This is a genomic window from Plantactinospora sp. DSM 117369, assembly GCF_053764795.1.
The window spans coordinates 2,063,393-2,087,463 of record NZ_CM132446.1 but is presented as its reverse complement, the minus strand read 5'-3'; the positions used below and the strand labels follow the sequence as shown (position 1 = coordinate 2,087,463).

Below are 24,071 nucleotides of genomic sequence, written 5' to 3'. Positions count from 1 at the left end.
AGCGCATTTCAGCACTGAGAGGGACGGGGGAAACCGGTGGGCCGCCGCAAGGACGACGCGATCGACGTCGCTCATCGCGAGGGATGGGCCAACGCCTGCCAGTTGTACGAACACCTGCACGCCGGGGGCGCCCTCACCGCGCTGCCGCCGGGCGCGGTACGACTGAACCGGGACGAGGTGGCGTACGCCGAAGCCGTGCTCGGCTACGCCCGCTTCTACGGCACGTCGGTGTCGTACCGCAGCAGCAGCACCCTGCTGCTCGGTTCCGCGACGTTCGTGGCGGCCGGTCTGGCGGCGAACGCCATGGCCAACTCCTCGGCGCGGCGGCGCGCCGAGGCATCGGCGGCGGCCCAGTGGCGGGACCACGCGCACGTCCGGACCATCCTCACTGATCAGCGCCTGCTCTGCGACTACCGGGGCCAGTGGCTGAGCTTCTGGCACCAGGGCGTGGTGGAGTTCCAGGGTGACATGGGGCAGTGGCTGTTCGTACTGCGCTACGAAGTCGGGGACCCGATCATGCTGCACGGCCCGGCGGCGCCGTGGTTCGCGGTGAGCGCCGCGCACCTGGTGTACGGCCAGCAGGGCCTGCGCCTGCCGGCCCTGGCCGCGATCGCCTGGTCGGTGTCGGAGGCGGCGGCGCACCGGCGGCGGGCCGTGAGCGGCGAGATCGTCCCGGACGACGGTTCCGAGGGCCCTCGGGCATTGCCGGCGCCGTGAGCGGCGACTGGTACGGCAGCCGCCGCCCGTTCGTGGCCTGGTTCGTTCAGGCTCGAACCGGTACCGCCGGCCGTACCCGAAGCGCTCGTGTTGGTTGCCGCCCGTGCTGGCCTTGCCCGGCGCGGCGGGTGAGGTTGTCCAGCGCCGCCGTGGAGGAGTTGTAGATCGAGGAGCCGGCCCGACCGCCCGTTCGAGGGATCCGGGCGGTCCACTGTGGGTAGTCGCTCCAGCCGGCGATCATCCCAATCTATGGACGTCTATGTTGCCGCCTCTCCGGTGATGTGTTTCGGTCAATGCAGAGGAGTGCCGGTATGACCGGTATCCAGGGGAGGCACACCATGAATCCAGTTAAAAGGCTTACGTGGGGAGTAACGGGTCTCGCCCTGCTGCTCGCGTTCGCCGTACCCGGACCGCCGGCAGGCACGGCCGCGATGGCGGGACCGGCGGGCCTCGCCGGATACGCGGTACCGGCCGAATCCTCGGCCCCGCCCGGCACACCCGGGGCCGACCCGACGGCGGGTACCGGTGCCCGGACCGTCAGCCTGGTCACCGGCGACCGGGTCACCGTCACCACCGACCTCAAGGCGAGCGTCGAGCCGGGACCCGGCCGGACCGGCATCGAGTTCCTGACCCGGAGAGTCGGCGACCGGCTGCACGTCATCCCGACCGACGCCCTCGCCCTGGTCCGCAGCGGGCGACTGGACGAGCGGCTCTTCGACGTCACCGCACTGCTGGAGTTCGGCTACGACCGCCGGGGAGACCTGCCACTGCTGGTGACGTACGCCGGTGCCGACGACCGGGTGCAGGGAGAGCGCGCGCTGGTCGGGGCCGGCGCGCGACTGGTCCGCGACCTCCCCCCGGTCGCCGGGCAGGCCGTCGCGGTGGACCGGGCCGGGCTGCCCCGGTTCTGGACCGACCTGACCGGGACGGAGCCGACCCGGCGCACCATGGCCGCGACCGTGCGCACCGTCTGGCTCGACGGCCTGCGCCGGCCCGCCCTCGCCGAGAGCGTCCCGCAGGTCGGCGCGCCGGCCGCCTGGGCGGCCGGCTTCGACGGCAGCGGAGTGACGGTCGGGGTGCTGGACACCGGCATCGACGAAACCCACCCGGACCTCGCCGGACAGGTGACCGGGCAGCGCAACTTCACCGACGGCGCCGAGGACGACCGGGACATCGCCGGACACGGCACGCACGTCGCCTCCACCGTGGCCGGTACCGGTGCGGCCCGGTTCAAGGGCGTCGCCCCCGGCGCCCGGCTGCTGGACGGCAAGGTCTGCGCGGCCGGCGGCTGCGCCGAGTCCGCGATCATCGCCGGCATGCAGTGGGCGGCCGAGTCGGGCGCTCAGGTGGTCAACCTGAGCCTGACGGGGCTGGACAGCCCGGTGGTGGACCCGGTCGAGCAGGCCCTCGGGCAGTTGACCGAGGCCCACGACACCCTCTTCGTGGTCGCGGCCGGCAACATCCCGGGCACCAGCACCATCGGCTCGCCGGCCACCGCCGACGCCGCGCTGGCGGTCGGCGCGGTCAGCAAGTCCGACACCCTGGCCGGCTTCTCCAGCCAGGGCCCCCGGCAGGGCGACGGCGCCATCAAGCCCGACCTGACCGCCCCCGGCCTGGACATCGTCGCCGCCCGGAGCATCGACACCGGGCCGGACGTGCCCGAGGGCAGCGGGATCAGCATGTCCGGCACCTCGATGGCCACACCGCACGTCGCCGGGGCCGCCGCCATCCTGGCGCAGCGCCAGCCGGACCTGCCGGCGGGCAACCTGAAGGCCGCGCTGATGGCCGCCGCCCGGCCTAACCCCGAACTCAGCGTCTTCGCCCAGGGCGCCGGCCGGCTGGACGTCGCTCGGGCGCTCGACCAGCGGGTCACCGCCGATCCGCCGAGCCTGAGCTTCGGCCGGCAGGCATGGCCGCACGACGACGACACCCCGGTCCGGCGTACGGTCAGCTACCACAACGCGGGCACGGCGGCGGTCACGCTGCAACTCGGGGTACGGGCGGTCGCGCCGGACGGCACCGCCGTGCCGACCGGGATGTTCGCGGTCACGCCGAGCAGCGTCACCGTGCCGGCCGGCGGCACCGCCGAGGCGACCGTCACCGCCGACACGGCCGGCAGCGGCGGCCCGCTGGGGCAGCTCACCGGCCACCTCACCGCGACCGTGAGCGGTGGCGGGAGTGTGCCCACCCCGCTGGCGGTCGACCGCGAGATGGAGAGCTACGACGTCAAGGTCTCGCACCTCGGCCAGGCCGGCGAGCCGACCAACGGTTATCTGACCATGCTGGCCGCGCTGGACAGCGCCGGATCGATCTCGATGCCGGTCACCGAGGACGGCACGGCAACCCTCCGGGTGCCGAAGGGGCGCTACGCCGCGCTCACCGCGATCACCAGCCCGCTGGACGGCACCTATCTGACCAGCATCCTCGCCCAGCCCGAACTGGAGGTCAGCGGCGACCGGAGCGTCGTCCTCGACGCCCGGCTCGGTCGACCGCTGGGGGTGACCGTGCCGAACAGCAGCGCCCGGCAGGTCTTCGCCGAACTGGCCACCAGCGTGCTGGCCGCCGGACGCACCGCCGAGGTCGGCACCCTCGGCGGGACCTTCGAGCGGCTGCGTACCGGTCGGGTCGGGCCGGACCAGGCGGCCGCCGGGTTCGTCTCCCGGACCACCGCCACGTTCGCCCCGGCGGACGCCGCGGACCACTCGTACGCGTACCTGCTGTGCTGGCTCGACGAGGGGCGGATGGGCAACGGCTTCACCCGGCAGGTGACCGCCGCCGACCTGGCCACGGTCCGGGCCGACCACGGCCACGAGTCCTCCGGCAGCAGCGGCCGGAAACTGGCCTGGGCGGTGCTGCCGGAGTCGGTGATGGGCGGGTTCGCACACGCGATGACCTTCCCGCTGCCGTCGACCCGGATCGAGTACTACAACACCGACGGCCGGGCGCAGTGGTTCCGTTCGGTCGACGAGACGACCGGCTCCGGTACGGAGCAGGCGTACCTGACCAGCCTGGTGGCGCCGCCGGTGGCGTACCGGCCCGGGCAGTCGTACCAGGAGCAGTGGAGTCGCGGGGTGTTCGGGCCGACGGTGGCGGCACCGCCGTACGAGCACCAGTGGGTGACCCGGCTCGGCGACACCCTCACCGTGCAGGCCCCGCTCTACGGTGACGGCGTCGGCCGGGCCGGCTTCTCCTCGATCGCCACCGGCCGGATCACCCTGGAGCGCGACGGCAAGGTACTGGCCGAACTCGACGGTCTGAACGGGACGATCGAACTGCCACCCGAGACCGGGGAGTACCGGCTGACGATGACGGCGGAGCGGGGCGGGCCGGCGACGCTCTCCACCCGGGTCAGCGTGACCTGGACGTTCCGGTCCGGGCACGTCGCCGGGGAGTCGCCGGTCCGGCTACCGATCTCCACGGTGCGCTTCTCGCCCCGGGTGGACAACGACAACAGCACCCCGGCCGGACAGACCGGCACCATCCCGGTGACCGTGACGGCGCAGCCCGAGTCGGGAGCCGGCGCCAACGAGAACCTGACCGTCGAGGTGTCGTACAACGACGGGGTGAACTGGGCTCCGGCGGAGGTGACGGCCGGGCAGGCGGTGCTGCGGCATCCGGCCGAGCCGGGCTACGTCTCGCTGCGGGCCAGCGCCACCGACACCGCCGGGAACACGGTCACCCAGACGGTGATCCGGGCATACAAGATCGGGTAGCGGGCGTACGGGTGCGGTGGCCGGAGTCTGCCGGTCACCGCACCCGTTGACCATCCGGCGGAGAGCCACGGCTGCCTCGCCCGGACGGGGTAGGGTCCCAGAGGTCGCACCCACACCAGCACGGATGGCGAGTCGGCGACGTGGAGTATCGGATGGCCCAGGAAGTCACGTTCGACAGCGTCGCCCCGGTGGTGCCCGTGCGGGACCTGGACGCCGCGCTCGACCGCTATCAACGGCTCGGCTTCACCGTTCGTCCGTACGACGGCGGTGAGCGCTACGGCTTCGTCGAGCGCGGGCCGGTATCCCTGCACCTCACGGAGTGGGCAGAGCACGACCCCGCCCGGACGGCGGCAACCGTCTATCTCTACGTGTCGGACGCCGACACACTGCACGCCGACTGGGCCCGGTCAGGTGTCGAGGGTCGGCTGGGCGAGGTACGGGACACCCCGTACGGCCTGCGCGAATTCGCCTTCGCCGACCCGGACGGCACGCTGCACCGGATAGGCTCCCCGAGCCCGGCCCGGCAGACGTAGCCGTCCGGTCCCGTCAGACGTAGAAGGCGTCGAAGGGCGCCCAGGGCAGGTTGCGCAGCACCGAGAAGACCCCCCAGGCGGCGAGGAAGATGCCGATCGTCTTCGGAGTGATCTCCAACTGCGGCAGCTTCCAGCCGAAGATCTGCCGCCCGGCCCAGGCCACGTAGAGGTAGAGCAGGAAGGGTAGGGCGAAGACGAAGAGCAGGTGGTGCCGGGCCGCCGCCGGCAGGTCTCCGTGTAGGACGTACCAGAACGCGCGGGTGCCGCCGCAGCCCGGGCAGTCCAGCCCGGTGGTGAGTTTGAGGATGCAGGACGGCGCCGCATCGGGTGCGCTCCGGGTCGGATCGGCGAAGAGGGTGTAGCCGACCGCGCCGGCCAGGCAGCCGAGCGCCGCCACTGGGGCGAGCCAGCGGGGCGCCCGCGCCTGGATCCGGTTGACGAACCGGGTGAGCCGGTCGGGCTCGGGAGCCTGGTAGGGGGGCACCGGATAATCCGGATAGGCCGCCGCTGCCCCGCTCGGCCAGCCGGCGTCAGGTGCCGTCCCGGCTTCGCCGGACCGGGTCTCGTCAACGCTCGTCATTCCGCCCTACCCGTCGCCGATCGCGTCCGCCACAGCGTCGGCATCGCTCGCCACCGCTCGCGACGCGCCGCCCGCCGGCCCAGCGGACGCCGGCCGGCTCGTCTCACCGTACCGCGAGCATGCTGGCGAGGGCGGCGGCGAGGGGCCCGGCGAGGTCTCCGCCGACCGGGGCCGCCACCGCGCCCAGGCCGAGCCAGCCGGCCAGCCGGTGCAGCTCGGCGGCGAGGGCCCGGGCGGTCTCGACCGGATCGATGCCGGGCTCGGCCCAGGCCGCCGGCACCAGCAGCGTCCCCGCCTTGCGGTCGGCCTTCAGGTCGACCCGGGCGACGAACCGATCGCCGAGCAGGAACGGCAGGACGTAGTAGCCGTACACCCGTTGGGGTGCGGGCACGTAGATCTCGATCCGGTAGCTGAACCCGAAGAGGCGCTCGGTGCGGGACCGTTCCCAGATCAGCGGGTCGAAGGGGCTGACCAGGGTGCTGGCCCGGATCCACCGGGGCAGTCGGGCGTCCCGGTGCAGATAGCCGGGCAGCCGCCAGCCCTGCACCGTGACCGGCCGCAGCACGCCCGCCTCGACCAGCTCGGCGAGGGCGGTGCGGGCGGCGGCGACCGGCAGCCGGAAGTAGTCCCGCAGCTCCGGCTCGGCCGCCACCCCGAGCGCCCGGGCGGCGATCTCGACCAGCTTGCGGTGGGCCTCCGCCGGCTCCGGGGTCGGCGCAGCCAGCACCTCCGGCGGCAGCACCCGCTCCGGTACGTCGTAGACCCGGGCGAAGGAGCTGTTCCGGGCGGCGGCGGTCAGCTCACCGGCCCAGAAGAGGAATTCACAGGCACGCTTCACCGCCGACCAGTTCCAGCCCCAGTTCCCGGTCTCCCGGGGCGCGTCGTGCTCGATCTCGGCGGCGGTCATCGGGCCGCTGGCGCGTACCTCGTCGAGGACCCGGGCGACCAGCTCCGGCTGCTCGACGGCGATCCGGCGCATCCCGCCCCAGGCGTCGGTGTGCGCGGCGGCCATCCGCCAGCGCAGCGCCGGTTGCAGGTCGACCCGGACCAGCGACGCCTCGTGCCCCCAGTATTCGAAGACGTCCCGGGGACGCCGGTAGGCGGCCCGGTCGAGCAGCTCGGCCGGATAGGGCCCGAGCCGGCTGTAGAGCGGGAGGTAGTGCGCCCGTTGCAGGACGTTGACCGAGTCCATCTGGAGCAGGCCGAGCCGGTCGAGCACCCGGCGCAGATGCCGACGGGTCGGCACGGCTCCGGGCGCGGGATCGGCGAAGCCCTGAGCGGCCAGCGCGATCCGCCGGGCCTGCGGCAGCGACAACGATTCGGGTACGGCCATCGCCCCGGACCCTAGTCGACGGGTCCGACACGACGCGCTGGGCCTGGACCTGACCCGCAAAACGGGATAAAACAATCCTGATGTTAGCCGTCAGCCCCGAGGCCCCCGGCGACGCCCTGGCCATCGCCGAGGTGCACGTCCGGAGTTGGCAGACGGGGTACGCCGAGATCATGCCGGCCGAGGTACTGGCCCGGCTGAACGTCGCCGCCTGGGCGCAGCGCCGCCGTGACCTCGGCACCGCCGAGCCCGACCACCCGTTCCGGACCCTGGTGGCCCGGAGCGACGACGAGGCGGTGCTCGGCTTCTGCACCGTCGGGCCGTACCGGGTCGACCAGGACCCGGACCGCCTCGACCACCGGTACGCGGAGATCCTCGGCCTCTACGTCCGGCCCGGGCACTGGGGCGCCGGAGTGGGCCGGGAACTGCTGGCCGCCTCGGTCGCCGAGCTGACCGCGCTCGACTGGACCGAGCTGCGGCTCTGGGTGCTCGCCGACAACCGGCGGGCCCGCCGGTTCTACGAACGGGCCGGGTTAGTCGCCGATGGTGAGCGGTCGAGCTACGAACTGCAACGGTCGGGGGGACGGCCGCCGCTTGGGCTGGTCGAACTCCGCTACGCCGCCCGACTCGGCGAGCTGGCCCGGTCCCCGGACCGGTAGCGCGAACAGCAGTGCGACACTGATCCAGACATAGAAGTTGCTGCCCAGGAAGCCGAGCAGGCCGTCGAAGCGGCGTTCCCAGATCCAGACCAGCCGACTGATCAGCACCAGGTACGCGAAGACCGCGAACCGCAGCAGCCAGCGCCGCCGCCCGCTGCCGGCCGGGGCGGCGTACGCGTTGTCGACCAGCAGGATCAGCGCGGGGATCAGCCAGACCAGGTGATGCACCCAGGTGACCGGGCTGACCAGGCTCTGCACCACACCGGTCAGCGCCAGCCCGGCCGCCTCGTCGCCGACCGCCGCCGCGGCCCGGGCCCGCCAGATCCAGACCCCCACCGTCGCCGCCACCAGCACCAGCCAGAGCAGCATGTTCGGATGGTCCGGGTCGAGCCGGGCGACCACGCCCTGCCACGACTGGTTCGAGATGAACGACAGCGACCCGACCCGGTCGGTGTCCCACAGCGCGGTGGTCCAGAACTCCCGGGACGCGTCCGGGGCCACTCCGGCGGCGAGCAGGGTGACCGCGGCCGCCGTGCCGCTGGCCACCAGCGCCGCCCGCCAGCGCCCGGTGACCAGCAGATAGACGATGAAGATGCCCGGGGTCAGCTTGATCGCGGTGGCCAGCCCGATACCCACCCCGGCAAAGCGGCGGTAGCGCTGCGGCAGCCGGCGCCCGAACGGGGTCACCGGGGCGACCAGCCAGAGCAGGTCGGCACCGACCAGGAACAGCAGCAGCATGTTGACCTGGCCGAAGTTGACCGTCTCGCGCATCGGCTCGAAAGCCGCCGCCAGGCAGAGCGCGACGGCCAGGGTGAACCACCGGGTCCAGCCCGTCCGGCGGGCGATCGGGTCGACCAGCCACCAGATCAGCAGCGCGCTGGCCAGCACGGTCAGGGTGACGCTGATCACCATGGCCGCCGGCCAGCTCAGGTACGCCAGCGGCAGCATCACCAGGGCCGCGAACGGCGGATAGGTGAAGCCGTACTTGCTGTCCGGCTTGAGCCAGTCGTAGATCTCGCCGTCGGCGCGTACCCAGTGGTGCAACGCCCCGTAGTAGACCCGGAGGTCGAAGAAGCCGTGCCGGACCGCCGCCACCGAGAGGAACCCGGTGACCAGCACCGCCAACGCGATCACGAATAGCACCTGGTACCGGGTACGCCAACCGGCACCCTGCGCCATTGCCGCCCCCCTTGCCCTGCGTAGGCTTCCCACTCATGGCTCTCGGGTACGTCCGCCCGGCGCGTCCGTCAGACGCCGGCGAGATCGCACGCATCCAGCTCGCGACCTGGCGGGTCGCCTATCGGAGGATGCTGCCCAAGCACGTGCTCGACAACCTGGACGAGGAATGGCTCGGTCGCCGGTGGAGTGCGGCGGTCGAGGCGCCCCCCTCCGAACGGCACCGCGTCCTGGTCGCCGTCGAGCAGGCCGAACAATCGTATCTGGTGGGATTTGCCGCATCCGGCCCCCCCGACGAGCAGGCGCTGGCCCCGGAGGAACCGGCCGAGGCGCTCGGCGCGGGCGTCGTCGCCGTGACGGACCTGCTGGTCGAGCCGAGGTGGGGCCGGCGCGGGCACGGCAGCCGGCTGCTCGCCGCCAGCGTCGACCTGTGGCGCACCGACGGCTTCGACACGGCGGTGGCCTGGGCCTTCGAGGGTGACGCCGCGACCCGGAAGTTCCTCGGCGGCGCCGGCTGGGAGCCGGACGGGGCGGCCCGGGCGCTGGACGTCGACGACCTGCTGGTGCCGCAGCTCCGGCTGCACGTCTCGCTCGCCGCCGAACCCGAGCCGGGCGCCGCCGCCGAGCCCGCGCAGGGGTGAAGGTCAGCCCTTCTCGGCCCCCTCGTTGGCGCCGCGCACGAAGTAGCGCTGGAAGACCACGAAGATGATCGCCACCGGTACGGTGGCCAGCAGCGCCGCCCCGAGCTTGAGCGGGTACTGGTTGCCCTCGCCGAGCGAGCCGCTGACCAGGTCGGCCAGCCCGCGCGGCAGGGTGAACAGTCCCGGGTCCTGCACCGCGACCAGGGTGTGCGGCAGCTCGTTCCAGGAGCCCTGGAAGGACATGATCGTCACGGTGATCAGCGCCGGCCGGGCCATCGGCAGCACCACCGACCAGAACATCCGGAACGCCCCGACCCCGTCGATCCGGGCAGCCTCCTCGACGCTGACCGGGATCGACTCGAAAAACTGTTTCATCACGAAGACCCCGGTCGCGTCGACCAGCAGCGGCACGATCAGCGCCGAGTAGCTGTTGTAGAGGCCGAGCTGGTTGAGCACCAGGAACTTCGGGATCAGCAGCACCACCGGCGGTACCGCCATCATCGCCACCACCACGGCGAAGACGGCGCGCCGGCCGGTGAACCGCAGCCGGGCCAGGGCGTAGCCGGCCAGCGAGGCGAAGAAGACCCGGCCGAGCGTGACGACGACGGTGACCAGGGTGGAGTTGCCGAGCCAGAGCGGGAAGTCGGTCCCCTCGAAGATCCGCTGCACGCTGCTCAGGTCCAGCACCGACGGCACCGGGGAGAGCGGGTTCGCCGCCGCGTCCGGCTCGGTCTTGAAGGCGTTGCCGAGCTGGATGACGAACGGATAGAGGAAGACCAGCGCGAAGAAGACCAGCACGGCGTACCCGGCGAAGGCGGCCGCCGGGTGGCCGCCCGGCCGGCGGCTCCGGTTCGCCGGGCGCGGGTCGCCGTCGTGGGGCGGGCGGATCGTCGGCCCCGAGCCGGGCTGGGTGAGTACGGCCATCGTCAGGACCTCCGTCCGGTCTCGGCGGTACCCGAACGTCCGGTCCCGGCCGCATCCCGGCGGGCGCGGCGGCGGGATCGTCGACCGGAGCCGCGTTCGCGCAGCAGCCAGCGCTGGCCGAGGGTGAGCAGGATGATGATCAGGAAGAGCAGGAACGAGATCGCCGCCCCGGAGCCGTACTCGAAGTCCCGGAACGCGGTCCGGTAGGAGAGGTACGCCGGGGTCAGCGTGGTCTTCGCCGGATCGCCCTGGCTCATCACGTAGATCTGGTCGAAGACCTGCCAGCTACCGATCACGCCCAGCGCCAGCACCAGGAACATGGTCGGCCGCAGCGACGGCAGGGTGATGAAACGCAGCCGCTGCCAGCGGGTCGCCCCGTCCAGCTTGCCGGCCTCCTCCAGCGTCTCCGGCACCTGCTGCAACGCGGCCAGGAACATCAGCATGAAGGTGCCGGAGGTGGTCCAGACGACCAGCAGGATGATCGAGCACATCGCCACGCTGGGCCCGGCGAGCCAGTCCCACCAGGGCAGCCCGAAGGGTCCGCCCGAGGCCAGCGCCGCCGGTGGCGCGTCCACCCCGACCGCGCCGAGCAGGATGTGCAGCACGCCCCGGCTGTCCGCGAACCACTGCGGCCCGTCGACGCCGAAGAGCGCCAGCAGCCGGTTGACCGCTCCCGAGTTGGCGAAGATGAAGAGGAAGACCACGCTGATCGCCACCGAGCTGGTGACCGACGGGAAATAGAACGCGGCCCGGAAGAATCCCCGCCCGCGCAGCATCCGGTTGTTCACCACCAGCGCGAGGAAGAGCGCCAGCGCGGTCTGCGCCGGCACCACGATCCCGACGTAGTAGAGGTTGTTCCGGATCGAGGTCATGAAGTTCTGCCGGGCCAGCCCGTCCCGGGTGAACAGGTCGGTGTAGTTGTCCAGCCCGACCAGCGGCACCCGGGAGGTGAACGGGCTGCCCTGGCCGTTCCAGTCGGTCAGGCTCACCCAGAGCGCCATCAGGATCGGCAGCAGCATGAACAGCCCGAGGATCACCACCACCGGCGTGACGAAGACCCAGCCGGCGACCGTCTCGCCGCTGCGGATCCCGCCCCGCCGTCGGGTACGCCGGGGTGCCGGGGTGGGCGCGGCTGGCCGCGTGTCGTCCGGTCCGGCCAGTACGTCGGTCGCCATGGTCCTTCCTCGGGTTCGGTGCGGAATAAGGCGGTGGGGCTGGCCCCGGTCCGGTACGGGGGGACCGGAGCCGGGGCCAGCGGTCCGGCTCAGCCGCCGAGCGTGGCCTGGGTGTTCTTCTGTACCCGCTCCAGCAGCGCCTTCGGGTCGCCCCGGTCCAGCCCCTGCAGGCCGGTGTCGAAGTCGGCCAGCACGCTGTCCATCTTCGGCGCGTTCACCGGGCCCTGGGCGTACTCGGCGCCGTCGATGAACGCCTTGTCGGCCGGGAACGCCTGGGTGTACTGGTCCCGGGCGGCCTGCCGCGAGGGCATCACGCCGAACGCCTTGGCGAAGCCCATCTGCTGCTCCACCGAGATCATCGCCTCGACGAACGTGATCGCCTGCTCCTTGTACTTGCTCTTCGCCGCGATCCCCCAGCAGTTGGTGAAGGAGAGCGTGGCCTGGCCCTTCGGCCCGGCCGGCAGCGGGTGCACGGTGTACTTCACGTTCGGGAAGTCGTTCTGCAGCGCGCCCTTGATCCAGTTGCCCTCGATCGTCATCGCCGCCGAGCCCTTGCCGAACGCCTCGCCGGCCCAGCCCGCGTCGAGCTGCTTCGGATAGCGGGCCAGTCCCTCGGTGAGCAGGCTCTTCACGTACTGGAGGGCTTGCAGGTTCTCCGGGGTGTCGGCGGTGGCCTGCTTGCCGTCCGGGCTGGTGATCCAGCCGCCGTTCTGCTTCAGGAAGGCGCCGATCCGGTCCCGGGTGTCGCCGATCACCAGCGGGGTGACGCCCTTCGCCTTGAGCTTGCGGGCGGTCGCGGTGAACTGGTCCCAGGTGGTCGGGATGTCCGCGTCGGTCAGACCGGCCTTGGCCCACAGCTCGGTGTTGACCTGGAGGGCGAGCGTGGAGAAGTCCTTGGGGGCGCAGTAGAGCTTGCCGTCCCGGGTGAACGCGGTACGCAGGCTCGGATAGAAGTCCCCGGCGTCGGCGAGCTTGTCCCCGTACGGTTCGAGAGCGCCGACGCTGGCGTAGTCGGCGAACCGGCCGGCGTCGACGTAGAAGACGTCCGGCGGGGTGTCACCGGCGAGTGCCTGGCCGAGCTGCTGGACCAGGTCCTGCGCCGGGGTGACCGTCGCGGTGTTCCCGGAGGCGCTGGCCCAGCTCGCGGCGGCCTGCTGCACCGCCTTCGTCTCGGCTTCGCCGGACGAGCCGATCAGGATCTGCAACGCCGCCGGCCCGCTGCTCTGGCTGGTCTCGGCGCCGTCGTCGAAGCCGCTGCCGCAGGCGGCCGAGCTCAGCAGCGCCGTGGCGGCGATGCCCGCCACGGTCGCCCGGCGAAGGAATCGTCGTGCCATCTCACTCTCCTGGTGGGATTTCGGGGTGTCACGGTGGTCGGGAACGTCCTGGTCTCTGGTCTGCCCGCCGGCCGCTGTCCGCTCGCGGCGCCGGCCGGCGGGCGGGCGGTCAGCCGCTCTGCCGCACCACCAGCGAGGGGCGCAGCAGCACCTGCCCGGGTCCGCCGGCTGCCGGGCCCGACCGGCGGGAGCCGGCCGCGCCGCCCCGCCGCCCCCCGTCGAGTACGTCGGCGAGCAGGTCCACGCAGCAGGCCGCGGCCTCGGCCAGCGGCTGGCTGACGCTGGTCAGCCCGATGGCCTGGGCCACCGGTGTGTCGTCGAAGCCGGTGACGGCGAGCCGGGGCCGCTGGTCCGACCCGGCCGCCCAGTCGCCCGGTCCCCGGACGGCCTGGAGCGCGCCGAGCGCCAGGGAGTCGCTGGCGCAGACGATCGCGGTCGGTGGCTCGGCCCCGGCGAGCAGGTCCCGGGCCGCCGCCTCGCCCTGGGCGAACCCGTCCGGGGCGGCCCGGTCCAGGCCGGTCGGGTCGAGCCCGGCCGACCGCAGCGTGTCGAACCAGCCGGACCGCCGGTCGTCACCGACCTCGGAGCCGGCGGGCCAGCCGACGAAGCCGATCCGCCGGTGGCCGGTGTCGAGCAGTCGCCGGGTCGCCTGCGCGACCCCGTCGGCCCCGTCGACATCGACCCACGGGTGCAGGGACGGCACCGCCGTACGCGCGCCCGACCGCGCCTTCGCCGGGTCGTCCCAGGGCCGGCCGAAGGTCACGAACGGTACGTCCCGCTCGGTCAGCCACGCGGTCCGGGCGTCGTCGTACTCGGTGCCGGTGAGTACGAAGGCGTCCAGGTCGTACGCGCCGAGCAGGCTGTCGTACGCGTCGATCTCGCCCCGGGAGTCGGGCGCGGTGTAGAGCATCACCCGGTACCCGGCGGCCTCGGCGGCCTCGGTCAACCCGTGCAGGAAGCGGTCGAGCACCGAACCGTTGACCCCGTCCCGGGTCGGCTCGATCCGGACCGCGATCAGCCGGGACCGGCCGGTACGCATCTGCCGGGCCGCCTGGTTGGCCCGGTACCCGAGCGCGCTGATCGCCTCCCGCACCCGTTCCCGGGTCTCCTCCCGGACCATGTGCGGGGCGTTCAACACGTTGGAGACGGTCTGCCGACTGACCCGCGCCCGGCGGGCCACTGTCGCGATCGTCACTTTTTCCGCCATAGAATCCCTCGTCGCCCCTCTTGAACGATCCAAAAGAAGTAGGGCAGTATTGGATCGTTCAAGTTGCTGGAATGTTCCGCACTTTGCACCCCGCACGACGATCTGTCAAGGCACCGCGTACCACCCCCGGATCAGGAGTTCCTTGTGGCCGACCGGCACCTCCAACCGCTGTTACACGATCTCGTCGGCGTCGTGCTGGCCCCGACCAGCGTGTTGACCGACGCGGACGGACAACTCAGACCTGTCGGCGTGCAGGGGGTCTTCCACGCCGACGCCCGGGTGCTGCGGCAGGCCGAGTTCCGGCTCGACGGCCGCGACCTGGAGGCGATCGGCAACGGTCCGGACGGTCCGCACGGGGCACGCTTCGTCTCGCTGGCCCGCTGGCTCGGCGACGAGGGCCCCGACCCGACGGTACGGGTCGACCGGGTCCGCCGGGTCGTCCCCCGGGGCCTCACCGAGGAGATCCACATCGTCTCCACCGCCGCCGACCCGGTACGCGCCACCGCCACCCTCGACCTCGGCTGCGACCTGGCCCCGGTCGAGACGGTCAAGTCGGGGCTGCCGACCAGCCCGCTGGAGGCCAAGTCCGGCCAGCCCGGCCAGCTCGGCTGGACCGCCGAGGGGATCACCGTCACGGTCAGCGGCGAGGGTGCCGACGCCGAGCCCGGGACCGGCCGGCTCCGCTGGTCGATCGAGCTGCCGCCGCGCGGCCAGGTCGTGCTGCGCTGGCGCCTGGCGGTGGACGACCCCCGGGCGGTCGTGGTCACCCCGCCCCGCGAGCCCGCCTGGTCCCGACCGGAGGTGTCGGCGGACGACCTCCGGCTGGTCCGGCTGCTCGACCGTTCCCTGGACGACCTGCGGGCGCTCCGGCTCGCCGAGGCCGAGAGCCCGCACGAGGTCTTCCTCGGCGCCGGGGTGCCGTGGTTCCTCACCCTTTTTGGCCGGGACAGCATGTGGGCGGCCCGGATGCTGCTGCCGCTCGGCACCGAGCTGGCCGCCAGCACGCTGCGGGTACTCGCCCGTCGGCAGGGCACCCGGGTCGACGAACGGTCCGGCGAGGCGCCCGGCAAGATCATGCATGAGCTGCGCCGGCACGAGTTCGTCGCGGTCGGCAACGGCCTGCGGCTGCCCGCCGCCTACTACGGCACCATCGACGCCACCCTGCTCTGGGTGAGCCTGCTGCACGACGCCTGGCGCTGGGGCCTGCCCGACGAGGAGATCGTCCCGCTGCTGCCGCACCTGGAGGCGGCGCTGCGCTGGCTGGCCGAGCACGCCGACCCGGATGGCGACGGCTTCGTGGAATACCTCGACCTCAGCGGGCAGGGGCTGGCCAACCAGGGCTGGAAAGACTCGCACGACTCGATCCGGTTCCGCGACGGCAGCCTCGCCCGGCCCCCCATCGCACTGGCCGAGGTGCAGGGCTACGCCCACCGGGCCGCCCTGGACGGCGCGGCGCTGCTCGACGCCTTCGACCGCCCGGGCGGCGAGCGCTGGCGGGCGTACGCGGCCGGGCTCGCCGACCGGTTCCGGGCCAGGTTCTGGGTGGACGGGCCACTCGGCGCCCATCCCGCCCTGGCGCTGGACCGGGACAAGCGGCCCGTCGACTCGCTGACCAGCAACCTCGGGCACCTGCTCGGCACCGGTCTGCTCGACGCCGACGAGTCGGCCCGGGTCGCCGAACTACTCGCCGACGAGACCCTGGCCGGCGGCTACGGGCTGCGCACCATGTCGACCAAGGATGCCGGGTTCAGCCCGCTCTCCTACCACTGCGGGTCGATCTGGGCCCACGACACCGCCATCGCGATCGGCGGGCTGGCCGCGAGCGGCTACGCCTCGGCGGCGGCCCGGCTCGCCGACGGCCTGCTCGGCGCGGCGGAGGCGTTCGACTACCGGCTCCCCGAGCTGTTCAGCGGCGACGACCGGACGGCACTGGCCCGACCGCTGCCGTACCCGGCCGCCTGCCGTCCCCAGGCGTGGAGCGCGGCGGCTGCCGTGGTCCTGCTCCAAGCGGCGGTCGGCCTCTACCCCGACGTGCCCGCCGGCCAGGTCCAGCTCCGGCCCCTCACCGGTACACCGTTCGGCGCGATCACGGCCCGCCGGCTCCGGATCGCCGGCACCCCGGTCGACGTCACCGTCGACCGTACCGGCCACGGCACCATCTCCGGCCTGCCCTCCGGGCTGGTCCCCACACCCCGGCAGCGTTAGGGACTGTCTCGCCACGGGTGGTGCGCCTGGCCGGATGACGGTACCGACGGAACTGTCGACCTGCCCCGTCCACGCGCCCACCCGGCCGGCGATGCCGGCGATCCCACCGCCTGCGCCCACACACCGCCCGGACGGCACCTCCGACACCTGCACTGTGCCTCACACGAGCACTGTCGAGCTGCCCCGCCTGTGCTCCCGCCCCGCCGCGCGCCGCCACGCGCCGCAGGCCGAGTCGCTGCCCGGGTTCACCGGACATGCCCCGCTTGTGCACCCAGCTCGACAGTATGCGCGGCACGACCCCTCCCGCTTGGACGCCTCGGCGCCAGCCGTCGGTGCCCGGTCGCCGGTCGTGCCTCAGGCCAGCAGCGCGTCGATGCCGACGGTGAGTCCGGGGCGCTGCGGCACCGAACGCACGGCCAGCAGCACGCCGGGCATGAACGACGCCCGGTCGTACGAGTCGTGCCGGATGGTCAGCGTCTCACCGGCGGTACCGAACAGCACCTCCTGGTGCGCGACCAGGCCGGCGGCCCGGACCGCGTGCACGCGTACCCCGTCGATGTCGGCGCCGCGCGCACCCGGCACCTCGTCCTTGGTGGCGTCCGGGACGGGGCCCAGGCCGGCCTCGGCCCGGGCCTGCGCGATCAACCGTGCGGTGTGCGTGGCGGTGCCGCTGGGCGCGTCGAGCTTCTTCGGATGGTGCTGCTCGATGATCTCCACCGACTCGAAGTAGCGGGCTGCCCGGGCCGCGAACTGCATCATCAGCACCGCCCCGATGCCGAAGTTCGGTGCGATCACCACGCCCACCCCGGGCCTGTCGGCCAGCCAGCCACGCACCTGGTCGAGCCGCTGCTCGGTGAAGCCGCTGGTGCCGACGACCACGTGGATGCCCTGCTCGATGCACCAGTGCAGGTTCTCCATCACCACGTCCGGGTTGGTGAAGTCGACCACCACCTCGGCGCCCGCGTCGGAGGCACTGCCCAGCGAGTCGTCCTCGTCGACCATCGCCACCAGTTCGAGGTCGTCGGCGGCTTCCACCGCCCGGCACACCTCGACGCCCATCCGGCCACGGGCGCCCAGCACACCGACCCGCAGCGGCGCTCCCGCCGGCCGGGCCGACGACTCGGCGGACGATCCGGCCCGGGGTTCACGCACGTCACTCACGCGGCACAACTTATCCCACCCCGGGAGGTACGTCCGCCGGGTGCCCCGGCTGGCGTAGCGGCCGGGGCGAACGGCTCAGCCGGCGGCCGGGAAGTCGTCCGGGCCGAACGGGCCCACCACGGCCAGCGACATCGGCCGGGCCAGCAGGTCGGCCGCGAGCGCGTTCACCTCGTCCGCGCTGACCGCGTCGACCCGGGCCAGCAGCTCGTCGACCGGCAACAGGTCACCGAAGAGCAGCTCGCCCTTGGCCAGCCGGCTCATCCGGGAACCGGTGTCCTCCAGGTTGAGCACGTAGGAGCCCTTCGCCATGCCCTTGCCCCGGGCCAGCTCGGCGTCGGTGACGCCGTGCGCGGCGACCTCGGCCAGTTCGGCCCGGACCAGCTCCAGCACCTCGTCGACCTTGCCCGGGGCGCAGCCGGCGTAGACCGCGAAGAGGCCGGTGTCGGCGTACTGGCTGGAGTAGGAGTAGACCGAGTAGGCCAGGCCACGCCGTTCGCGGATCTCCTGGAAGAGCCGGCTGGACATGCCGCCGCCCAGCACGTTGTTGAGTACCCCGAGCGCGAACCGCCGGTCGTCGAGCCGGCCGATGCCGGGACAGCCGAGTACGACGTGCGCCTGCTCGGTCTCCTTGTGCTCGACCACGCTGCCGGGCCGGCTGGTGCGTACCCGGGTGTCGGCCGGGCGCAGCGGGGCCGGTGCGGCCGGCTCGCCGTCCAGTACGGTGCCGTGCAGCGCCTGCCGGACCAACTTGACCACCTCGGTGTGTTCGAGGTTGCCGGCGGCGGCGATCACGATCGACGGTGCGGTGTAGCGACGCCGGTAGAAGCTCTGGATCTGCCGCCGGGACATCGGGGAGATGGTCTCCTCGGTACCGGAGATCAGCCTGCCCAGCGGGTGGTCGCCGTAGACCGCCCTGGCCAGCAGGTCGTGCACCTCGTCGCCGGGCTCGTCGTCGTGCATGGCGATCTCTTCGAGGATCACCCCGCGCTCGGTCTCCACGTCGGCGGCGGCCAGCACCGAGTCGGCGACCAGATCGCACATCACGTCGATGGCCAGCGGCAGGTCCTGGTCGAGCACCCGCGCGTAGTAGCAGGTGTATTCCTTGGTGGTGAAGGCGTTCGTCTCGCCGCCCACCGCCTCGATCGCCGCCGAGATGTCCAGCGCGCTGCGCTTGCGGGTGCCCTTGAAGAGCAGGTGCTCCAGGAAGTGCGAGACGCCGGCCTGCGGCCCGGTCTCGTCCCGGGACCCGACCGCCACCCAGATGCCGAACGAGACGCTCCGCATCGTGGGGATCGCCTCGGTGAGTACCCGCAGCCCGCTGGGGAGCACGGTGCGGCGTACGGTCCCGCCGAGCGGGTCGCTGTCCACCACCCGGGTCACCGCCCGGCCCGCCGGACCGGAGGCACCGCGAACGCCACCGGCGCCCGACACTCGTTTCGCCCGACTCAAGGGACCTGGCTCCTACCTGTACGCCGACGGCGCGGCGGACGCCGCACCCGGAACAGTGCGGCACCCGTACCCGATTCCGGTGCGGTGGTGCCGCGCGCGCCGCGCCGGCCGTGCCGCACGATCAGGTGCGGCATGGCCAGCGCGGCGCGATCGATCAGCTGTGCCGGTTGCGCCGGCGGCGCGGCTCGCCGCCACCGCCCTCGCCGCCACCTTCGCCGCCCTCGCGGTCGCCCCGGCTCGGGCCACGGTCGCCCCGGTCCCGGTCGCTGCGGTCCCGCGGGCCACGGTCGCCCCGGTCCCGGCCGGCCGGACGCTCGCCGCCGGCCGCCTGGTCCGGTGCCTCCTCGCCCTCGGGCCGCACCTTGTCCAGGTAGATCTTGCCGCGGGCGTCGATGTCGGCGATCTGCACCTCGACCTTGTCGCCGACGTTGAGGAAGTCCTCGACCCGCTCGACCCGCTTGCCGTCGCCCACCTTCGAGATGTGCAGTAGGCCGTCCCGGCCGGGCAGCAGCGAGATGAACGCCCCGAACGCGGCGGTCTTGACCACCGTGCCGAGGAACTTGTCCCCGACCTTCGGCAGCGTCGGGTTCGCGATCGCGTTGATCCGCTCGACCGCGGCCTCGGCCGACGGGCCGTTGGTCGCGCCCACGTAGATGGTGCCGTCGTCCTCGATCGAGATCTCGGCACCGGTCTCGTCCTGGATGGCGTTGATGGTCTGGCCCTTCGGCCCGATCACCATGCCGATCTTGTCGACCGGGATCTTCACCGTGGTCACCCGCGGCGCGTAGTCGGACATCGTGGCCGGGGCCTCGATGGCGTTCTGCATCACGCCGAGGATGACCTGCCGCGCCTCGTACGCCTGCTGCAGCGCCGCCGCCAGCACGTCGGACGGGATGCCGTCGAGCTTGGTGTCGAGCTGGAGGGCGGTGACGAAGTCCTTGGTGCCGGCGACCTTGAAGTCCATGTCGCCGAAGGCGTCCTCGGCACCGAGGATGTCGGTCAGCGTGACGTACTGCGTCTTGCCGTCGACCTCGTCCGAGATCAGGCCCATCGCGATGCCGGCCACCGGAGCCTTCAGCGGCACACCGGCGCTGAGCAGCGCCAGGGTGGAGGCGCAGACCGACCCCATCGAGGTGGAGCCGTTCGAGCCGAGCGCCTCGGAGACCTGGCGGATCGCGTACGGGAACTCCTCGCGACTGGGCAGCACCGGGATCAGCGCCCGCTCGGCCAGCGCGCCGTGCCCGATCTCGCGCCGCTTCGGCGCACCGACCCGGCCGGTCTCACCGGTCGAGTACGGCGGGAAGTTGTAGTTGTGCATGTAGCGCTTGGTCTTCTCCGGAGAGAGGGTGTCCAGCGCCTGCTCCATCCGGAGCATGTTCAGCGTGGTGACGCCGAGGATCTGCGTCTCGCCGCGCTCGAAGAGTGCCGAGCCGTGCACCCGGGGCAGCACCGCGATCTCGGCGGTCAGCGGCCGGATGTCGCGCACACCGCGGCCGTCCATCCGGACCTGGTCGCGGAGCACCCTGGCCCGCACCTCGGACTTGTTCAGCGAGCGGAAGGCCGCGCTGAGTTCCTTTTCCCGGCCCTCGTAGCTCGGGGCGAGCTGCTCGACGACCCGGTCCTTGATCCGCTCCAGCGCCTCTTCGCGCTCCGCCTTGCCGGCGATCTTCAGCGCCTCGGCGACCTCGCCGCGGGCCACTCCGGCAACCGCCTCGTAGACGTCGTCGGTGTAGTCGAGGAAGACCGGGAAGTCGGCGACCGGCTTGGCCGCCACCTCGGCCAGCTCGCTCTGCGCCCGGCACAGCTCCCGGATGGCCGGCTTGGCGGCCTCCAGACCGCTCGCCACGACCTCCTCGGTCGGCGCCGGGGCGCCACCGGCGACCAGCGCCACGGTGTGCTCGGTGGCCTCCGCCTCGACCATCATGATCGCGACGTCGCCGTCCGGCAGGGCGCGACCGGCGACCACCATGTCGAAGGTGGCCCGGGCCAGCTCCTCGATGGTCGGGAAGGCGACCCACTGGCCGTCGACGTGCGCCATCCGGGTCGCCCCGATCGGGCCGGAGAACGGCAGGCCGGAGAGCTTGGTGGAGAGCGACGCGGCGTTGATCGCCACCACGTCGTACGGGTGCTGCGGGTCGAGCGCCAGCACGGTCTCGACGACCTGGACCTCGTTGCGCAGCCCCTTGACGAAGGACGGGCGCAGCGGCCGGTCGATCAGCCGGCAGGTGAGGATGGCGTCCTCGCTGGGCCGCCCCTCGCGGCGGAAGAACGAGCCGGGGATCCGGCCCGCCGCGTACATCCGCTCCTCGACGTCGACGGTGAGCGGGAAGAAGTCGAACTGCTCCTTCGGGTGCTTGCTCGCGGTGGTCGCGGAGAGGACCACGGTCTCGCCGAGCTGGGCGAGGACGGAGCCGGCGGCCTGCCGGGCCAGACGCCCGGTGGAGAAGGTGATCTCGCGGGTGCCGAAGGACCCGTTGTCGATCACGGCGGTGCGGTGCTGGGTGCCCAGCGTGCTGCTGTTGGGGTTGGTCGTTTCGGTCATGGTGCGGTAGCACTCCTTCGATCGGGGGCCCGCGACTGCCCTCCGCGCCGGCATCCACCGGTGCGAGACCGTGGCCAGAGGAGCTGCCCAGACAACCGGTCTTCGATCGAAGCGCCCGGGGCGCCGGGAGTGCCGGCCGGCCCGGGGGCCACTACCGAGGACCGGTGCGTCGACCGGCTCCCCATCGGGTGGTCGCGCTGGCCCCTGGTTACGGGTGTGGCGAGGTGGGCGGGTGGAGCGACTGCCCGTCGGTGCCGTCGGCGACGTCGTCTCGCCGGGCCGGCACCGGGACGGCCGCTCCCCCGCTCAGATCACCGCCGCAGACCGAGTCGCTCGATGAGCGACCGGTAGCGGTTGATGTCCTTCTTCTGCATGTAGTTGAGCAGCCGCCGACGGCGACCCACCAGCAGCAGCAGACCACGACGGCTGTGGTGGTCGTGCTTGTGCACCTTGAGGTGCTCGGTGAGGTCGGCGATCCGCTTGGTCAGCACCGCCACCTGCACCTCGGGTGACCCGGTGTCACCCTCGGCGGTCGCGTACTCCTGGCGGATCTTGGCCTTGCTTTCCTGGTCGAGCGCCATGTCTCCCTGTTCCTGGATTGTCGTCTCCGCCCGGGCCGGTCGGTGGACCGGGCCGGGGCGACCCCGCACCCGCGGCGTCGTGCAGGCACGCGAGGCCACGCCGGTAACCCGACGTCCTCGTCAGGTTACCAGCCTGCTCCGGTCCGGCCGAGTCAAGGGCACGCCCGACCTGGGCGGGTCACCCCGCCTGGGAGGGTTTTCCCTGGTCAGCACGGGCTTGACTGCGGCCGGTCAGCCTAGTACCTGGCGGGTCCGCTCGACGTCGGCCCGGATCTGCGCCACCAGCGGCTCGATGCCGTCGTAGCTGCGCATCTCCCGCAGGTACGCCACGAAGTCCAGGGCGAGGCGTTCTCCGTAGAGATCGCCCGAAAAGTCCAGCACGTACGCCTCGACTCGGCGCTCCCTGCCAGAAAATGTCGGATTTGTTCCAATCGACACGGCGGCGGGGAGCCGTTCGGCGCCCTGTCCTGCCCGGCCGCCCCGGCGGATCAGCCAGGCCGCGTAGATGCCGTCCGCCGGCACCGCCGCGTACCGGTGGCAGAGCAGGTTGGCGGTCGGGAATCCGATCTCCCGCCCCCGCTGGTCGCCCCGGACCACCACACCCTCCAGCCGGTGCGGCCGGCCCAGCGCCGCCGCCGCGGCGGTCACGTCACCGGCGGCGACGCAGGCCCGGATGTAGGTGGACGAGAAGACCGTATCGGCGTCGGCGACCAGCGGCGCCCCCTCCACCCCGAAGCCGAAGGTACGGCCCAGCCGCTCCAGCAGCGCCACGTCGCCGGCCGCCCGGTGGCCGAACCGGAAGTTCTCCCCCACCACCACCAGCGCGGCGTGCAACTGCTCGACCAGTACGTCGTGCACGAACGCCTCCGGCGACAGCCGGGAGAAGTCCGGGGTGAACGGCACCACGCAGAGTACGTCCACCCCGAGCGCCTCGATCAGCTCCGCCTTGCGGGCCGGTTCGGTCAGTACCGCCGGATGCGAACCGGCCCGGACCACCTCGGCCGGGTGCGGGTCGAAGGTGACCACCACCGACTGCACGCCCATGTCCCGGGCGCGCTTCACGGCGTGCCCGATGATCGCCTGGTGTCCCTGGTGTATCCCGTCGAAGACCCCGATGGTGACCACCGACCGGCCCCAACCGACCGGCGCCCCGTGGTACCCCCGCCACCGCTGCATCCCTGATCCCTTTTCCTTCCGTGCGCCTTCGCCGCCTCGGCCGCGCCGTCAGGCCGGGGCGAGCACGATCTCCGCCCGGGCCCGGCCGTCCCGATCGCTGACGATAGCGATCAGCCCGCCCGCCGGGTCGAAGACCGCGTACGGCCCGGTGATGCCGGCCGGGTCGAGCGGGCCGCCGTGCGAGAGCACCTTCGCCTCGTCGGCGCTGGCCTGGCGCTGCGGGAAGAACCTCCGGGCCGCCGCCTCGACCGTCAGGTTGACCACCTCCGGGGCGCGTTCCTCAAGCTCCGGCAGGGTCGCCGCCTCGGACAGGGTGAACCCGCCCACGGCGGTACGCCGCAGCGCGGTCAGGTGCCCGCCGACCCCGAGCGCGGCACCGAGGTCCCGGGCCAGCGCCCGGATGTACGTCCCGGACGAGCAGTCCACCGCCACGTCCACGTCCAGCACCGCCAACCCGCCACCACTGTTCCCGGTCGCCAGCCCGCCACCACCGTCCCCGGTCACCGCCCCGGCCGTCGTCGATAGGTCGAGCCGGCGGATGGCCAGCAGGTCGAGTCGGGAGACGGTGACCCGGCGCGCGGCGAGGGCGACCGCCTCGCCGTCGCGTACCCGCTTGTAGGCCCGCTGCCCGTCGATCTTGATCGCGCTGACCGCGCTCGGCACCTGGTCGATCTCCCCGGTCAGCGCGGCGAGCCCGGCGGCGACGGCCTCGTCGGTGACGTGCCCGGCCGGGGTGGCCGCGAGCACCTCGCCCTCCGCGTCGTCGGTCACCGTCGACTGGCCGAGCCGGATCGTCGCGGTGTAGCTCTTGCCGGCCCCGATCACGTACGTCAACAGCCGGGTCGCCTTGCCGACCCCGATCACCAACACGCCGGTGGCCATCGGATCCAGGGTGCCGCCGTGCCCGACTCGGCGGGTCCGGGCCAGCCGGCGGATCCGGGCCACCACGTCGTGCGACGTCATGCCGC

General features: G+C 72.7%; 18 protein-coding genes and 1 pseudogene. 6 read left to right on the top strand and 13 right to left on the bottom strand.

The features are described from left to right. The first annotated feature begins 36 nt into the window (after positions 1–36). From ACSMXO_RS09325 to ACSMXO_RS09315, 3 genes are all read left to right on the top strand, one after another. The gene (locus ACSMXO_RS09325; protein ID WP_455417395.1) at positions 37–717 is read left to right on the top strand and encodes a hypothetical protein; all 681 of its coding nucleotides are present in this window, start codon (positions 37–39) and stop codon (positions 715–717) included. 338 nt (positions 718–1,055) lie between these two features. Further along, positions 1,056–4,430, top strand: coding sequence for a S8 family serine peptidase (locus tag ACSMXO_RS09320; RefSeq protein WP_455417394.1), 3,375 nt, complete (start codon positions 1,056–1,058; stop codon positions 4,428–4,430). Positions 4,431–4,582: 152 nt separating this feature from the next. Next, entirely contained in the window at positions 4,583–4,963 is a 381-nt protein-coding gene (locus tag ACSMXO_RS09315; protein ID WP_455417393.1) for a bleomycin resistance protein, read from the top strand. Positions 4,964–4,976: 13 nt separating this feature from the next. Here the strand turns inward: ACSMXO_RS09315 and ACSMXO_RS09310 are convergent, their stop codons facing one another. Together ACSMXO_RS09310 and ACSMXO_RS09305 are read right to left on the bottom strand one after the other, a co-directional pair. After that, positions 4,977–5,543, bottom strand: coding sequence for a DUF2752 domain-containing protein (locus ACSMXO_RS09310; RefSeq protein WP_455417392.1), 567 nt, complete (start codon positions 5,541–5,543; stop codon positions 4,977–4,979). Positions 5,544–5,646: 103 nt separating this feature from the next. Then, entirely contained in the window at positions 5,647–6,876 is a 1,230-nt protein-coding gene (locus tag ACSMXO_RS09305; RefSeq protein WP_346255998.1) for a winged helix-turn-helix domain-containing protein, read from the bottom strand. An 80-nt stretch (positions 6,877–6,956) separates the two neighbouring features. Between ACSMXO_RS09305 and ACSMXO_RS09300 the strand changes: the two are divergent. Beyond that, positions 6,957–7,397, top strand: a pseudogene (locus ACSMXO_RS09300) (N-acetyltransferase family protein); the annotation flags it as partial. Between the two features lie 9 nt (positions 7,398–7,406). On the opposite strand, the gene ACSMXO_RS09295 reads toward ACSMXO_RS09300, so the two are convergent. Next, positions 7,407–8,711, bottom strand: coding sequence for a glycosyltransferase 87 family protein (locus tag ACSMXO_RS09295; RefSeq protein ID WP_455417391.1), 1,305 nt, complete (start codon positions 8,709–8,711; stop codon positions 7,407–7,409). Between the two features lie 35 nt (positions 8,712–8,746). Here ACSMXO_RS09295 and ACSMXO_RS09290 point away from each other — a divergent pair, with 35 nt between their 5' ends. After that, positions 8,747–9,349, top strand: coding sequence for a GNAT family N-acetyltransferase (locus ACSMXO_RS09290; RefSeq protein ID WP_346255996.1), 603 nt, complete (start codon positions 8,747–8,749; stop codon positions 9,347–9,349). 3 nt (positions 9,350–9,352) lie between these two features. Here ACSMXO_RS09290 and ACSMXO_RS09285 read toward each other — a convergent pair whose 3' ends face one another. From ACSMXO_RS09285 to ACSMXO_RS09270, 4 genes are all read right to left on the bottom strand, one after another. Next, positions 9,353–10,273: a carbohydrate ABC transporter permease gene (locus tag ACSMXO_RS09285; protein ID WP_346255995.1), complete on the bottom strand. Its 921-nt coding sequence runs from the start codon at positions 10,271–10,273 to the stop codon at positions 9,353–9,355. Positions 10,274–10,275: 2 nt separating this feature from the next. Further along, the gene (locus tag ACSMXO_RS09280; protein ID WP_455417390.1) at positions 10,276–11,448 is read right to left on the bottom strand and encodes a carbohydrate ABC transporter permease; all 1,173 of its coding nucleotides are present in this window, start codon (positions 11,446–11,448) and stop codon (positions 10,276–10,278) included. A gap of 89 nt (positions 11,449–11,537) precedes the next feature. Further along, a complete protein-coding gene (locus ACSMXO_RS09275) occupies positions 11,538–12,782 on the bottom strand; it encodes a sugar ABC transporter substrate-binding protein (protein ID WP_455417389.1) in 1,245 nt (414 codons plus the stop codon). A gap of 109 nt (positions 12,783–12,891) precedes the next feature. Then, a complete protein-coding gene (locus ACSMXO_RS09270; protein ID WP_455417388.1) occupies positions 12,892–13,977 on the bottom strand; it encodes a substrate-binding domain-containing protein in 1,086 nt (361 codons plus the stop codon). Between the two features lie 156 nt (positions 13,978–14,133). Here ACSMXO_RS09270 and ACSMXO_RS09265 point away from each other — a divergent pair, with 156 nt between their 5' ends. Then, positions 14,134–16,194: a glycogen debranching N-terminal domain-containing protein gene (locus ACSMXO_RS09265; RefSeq protein WP_455417387.1), complete on the top strand. Its 2,061-nt coding sequence runs from the start codon at positions 14,134–14,136 to the stop codon at positions 16,192–16,194. A 354-nt stretch (positions 16,195–16,548) separates the two neighbouring features. Here the strand turns inward: ACSMXO_RS09265 and dapB are convergent, their stop codons facing one another. The 6 genes from dapB to truB all read right to left on the bottom strand — a co-directional run bounded on the left by dapB (position 16,549) and on the right by truB (position 24,066). Then, complete coding sequence (gene dapB, locus ACSMXO_RS09260) at positions 16,549–17,346, bottom strand: 4-hydroxy-tetrahydrodipicolinate reductase (protein ID WP_346256303.1); 798 nt, start codon at positions 17,344–17,346, stop codon at positions 16,549–16,551. 84 nt (positions 17,347–17,430) lie between these two features. Next, a complete protein-coding gene (locus ACSMXO_RS09255) occupies positions 17,431–18,804 on the bottom strand; it encodes a M16 family metallopeptidase (RefSeq protein WP_455417386.1) in 1,374 nt (457 codons plus the stop codon). 154 nt (positions 18,805–18,958) lie between these two features. Continuing rightward, positions 18,959–21,346 (bottom strand): polyribonucleotide nucleotidyltransferase, encoded by a 2,388-nt coding sequence (locus ACSMXO_RS09250; protein WP_346255990.1) that lies wholly within the window; start codon positions 21,344–21,346, stop codon positions 18,959–18,961. 311 nt (positions 21,347–21,657) lie between these two features. Beyond that, on the bottom strand, positions 21,658–21,927 hold the full coding sequence (gene rpsO, locus ACSMXO_RS09245; RefSeq protein WP_318395265.1) for a 30S ribosomal protein S15: 270 nt from the start codon (positions 21,925–21,927) through the stop codon (positions 21,658–21,660). Positions 21,928–22,158: 231 nt separating this feature from the next. Next, complete coding sequence (locus ACSMXO_RS09240) at positions 22,159–23,103, bottom strand: bifunctional riboflavin kinase/FAD synthetase (RefSeq protein ID WP_455417385.1); 945 nt, start codon at positions 23,101–23,103, stop codon at positions 22,159–22,161. 48 nt (positions 23,104–23,151) lie between these two features. Next, the gene (gene truB / locus ACSMXO_RS09235) at positions 23,152–24,066 is read right to left on the bottom strand and encodes a tRNA pseudouridine(55) synthase TruB (RefSeq protein ID WP_455419205.1); all 915 of its coding nucleotides are present in this window, start codon (positions 24,064–24,066) and stop codon (positions 23,152–23,154) included. Between the last annotated feature and the right edge of the window lie 5 nt (positions 24,067–24,071).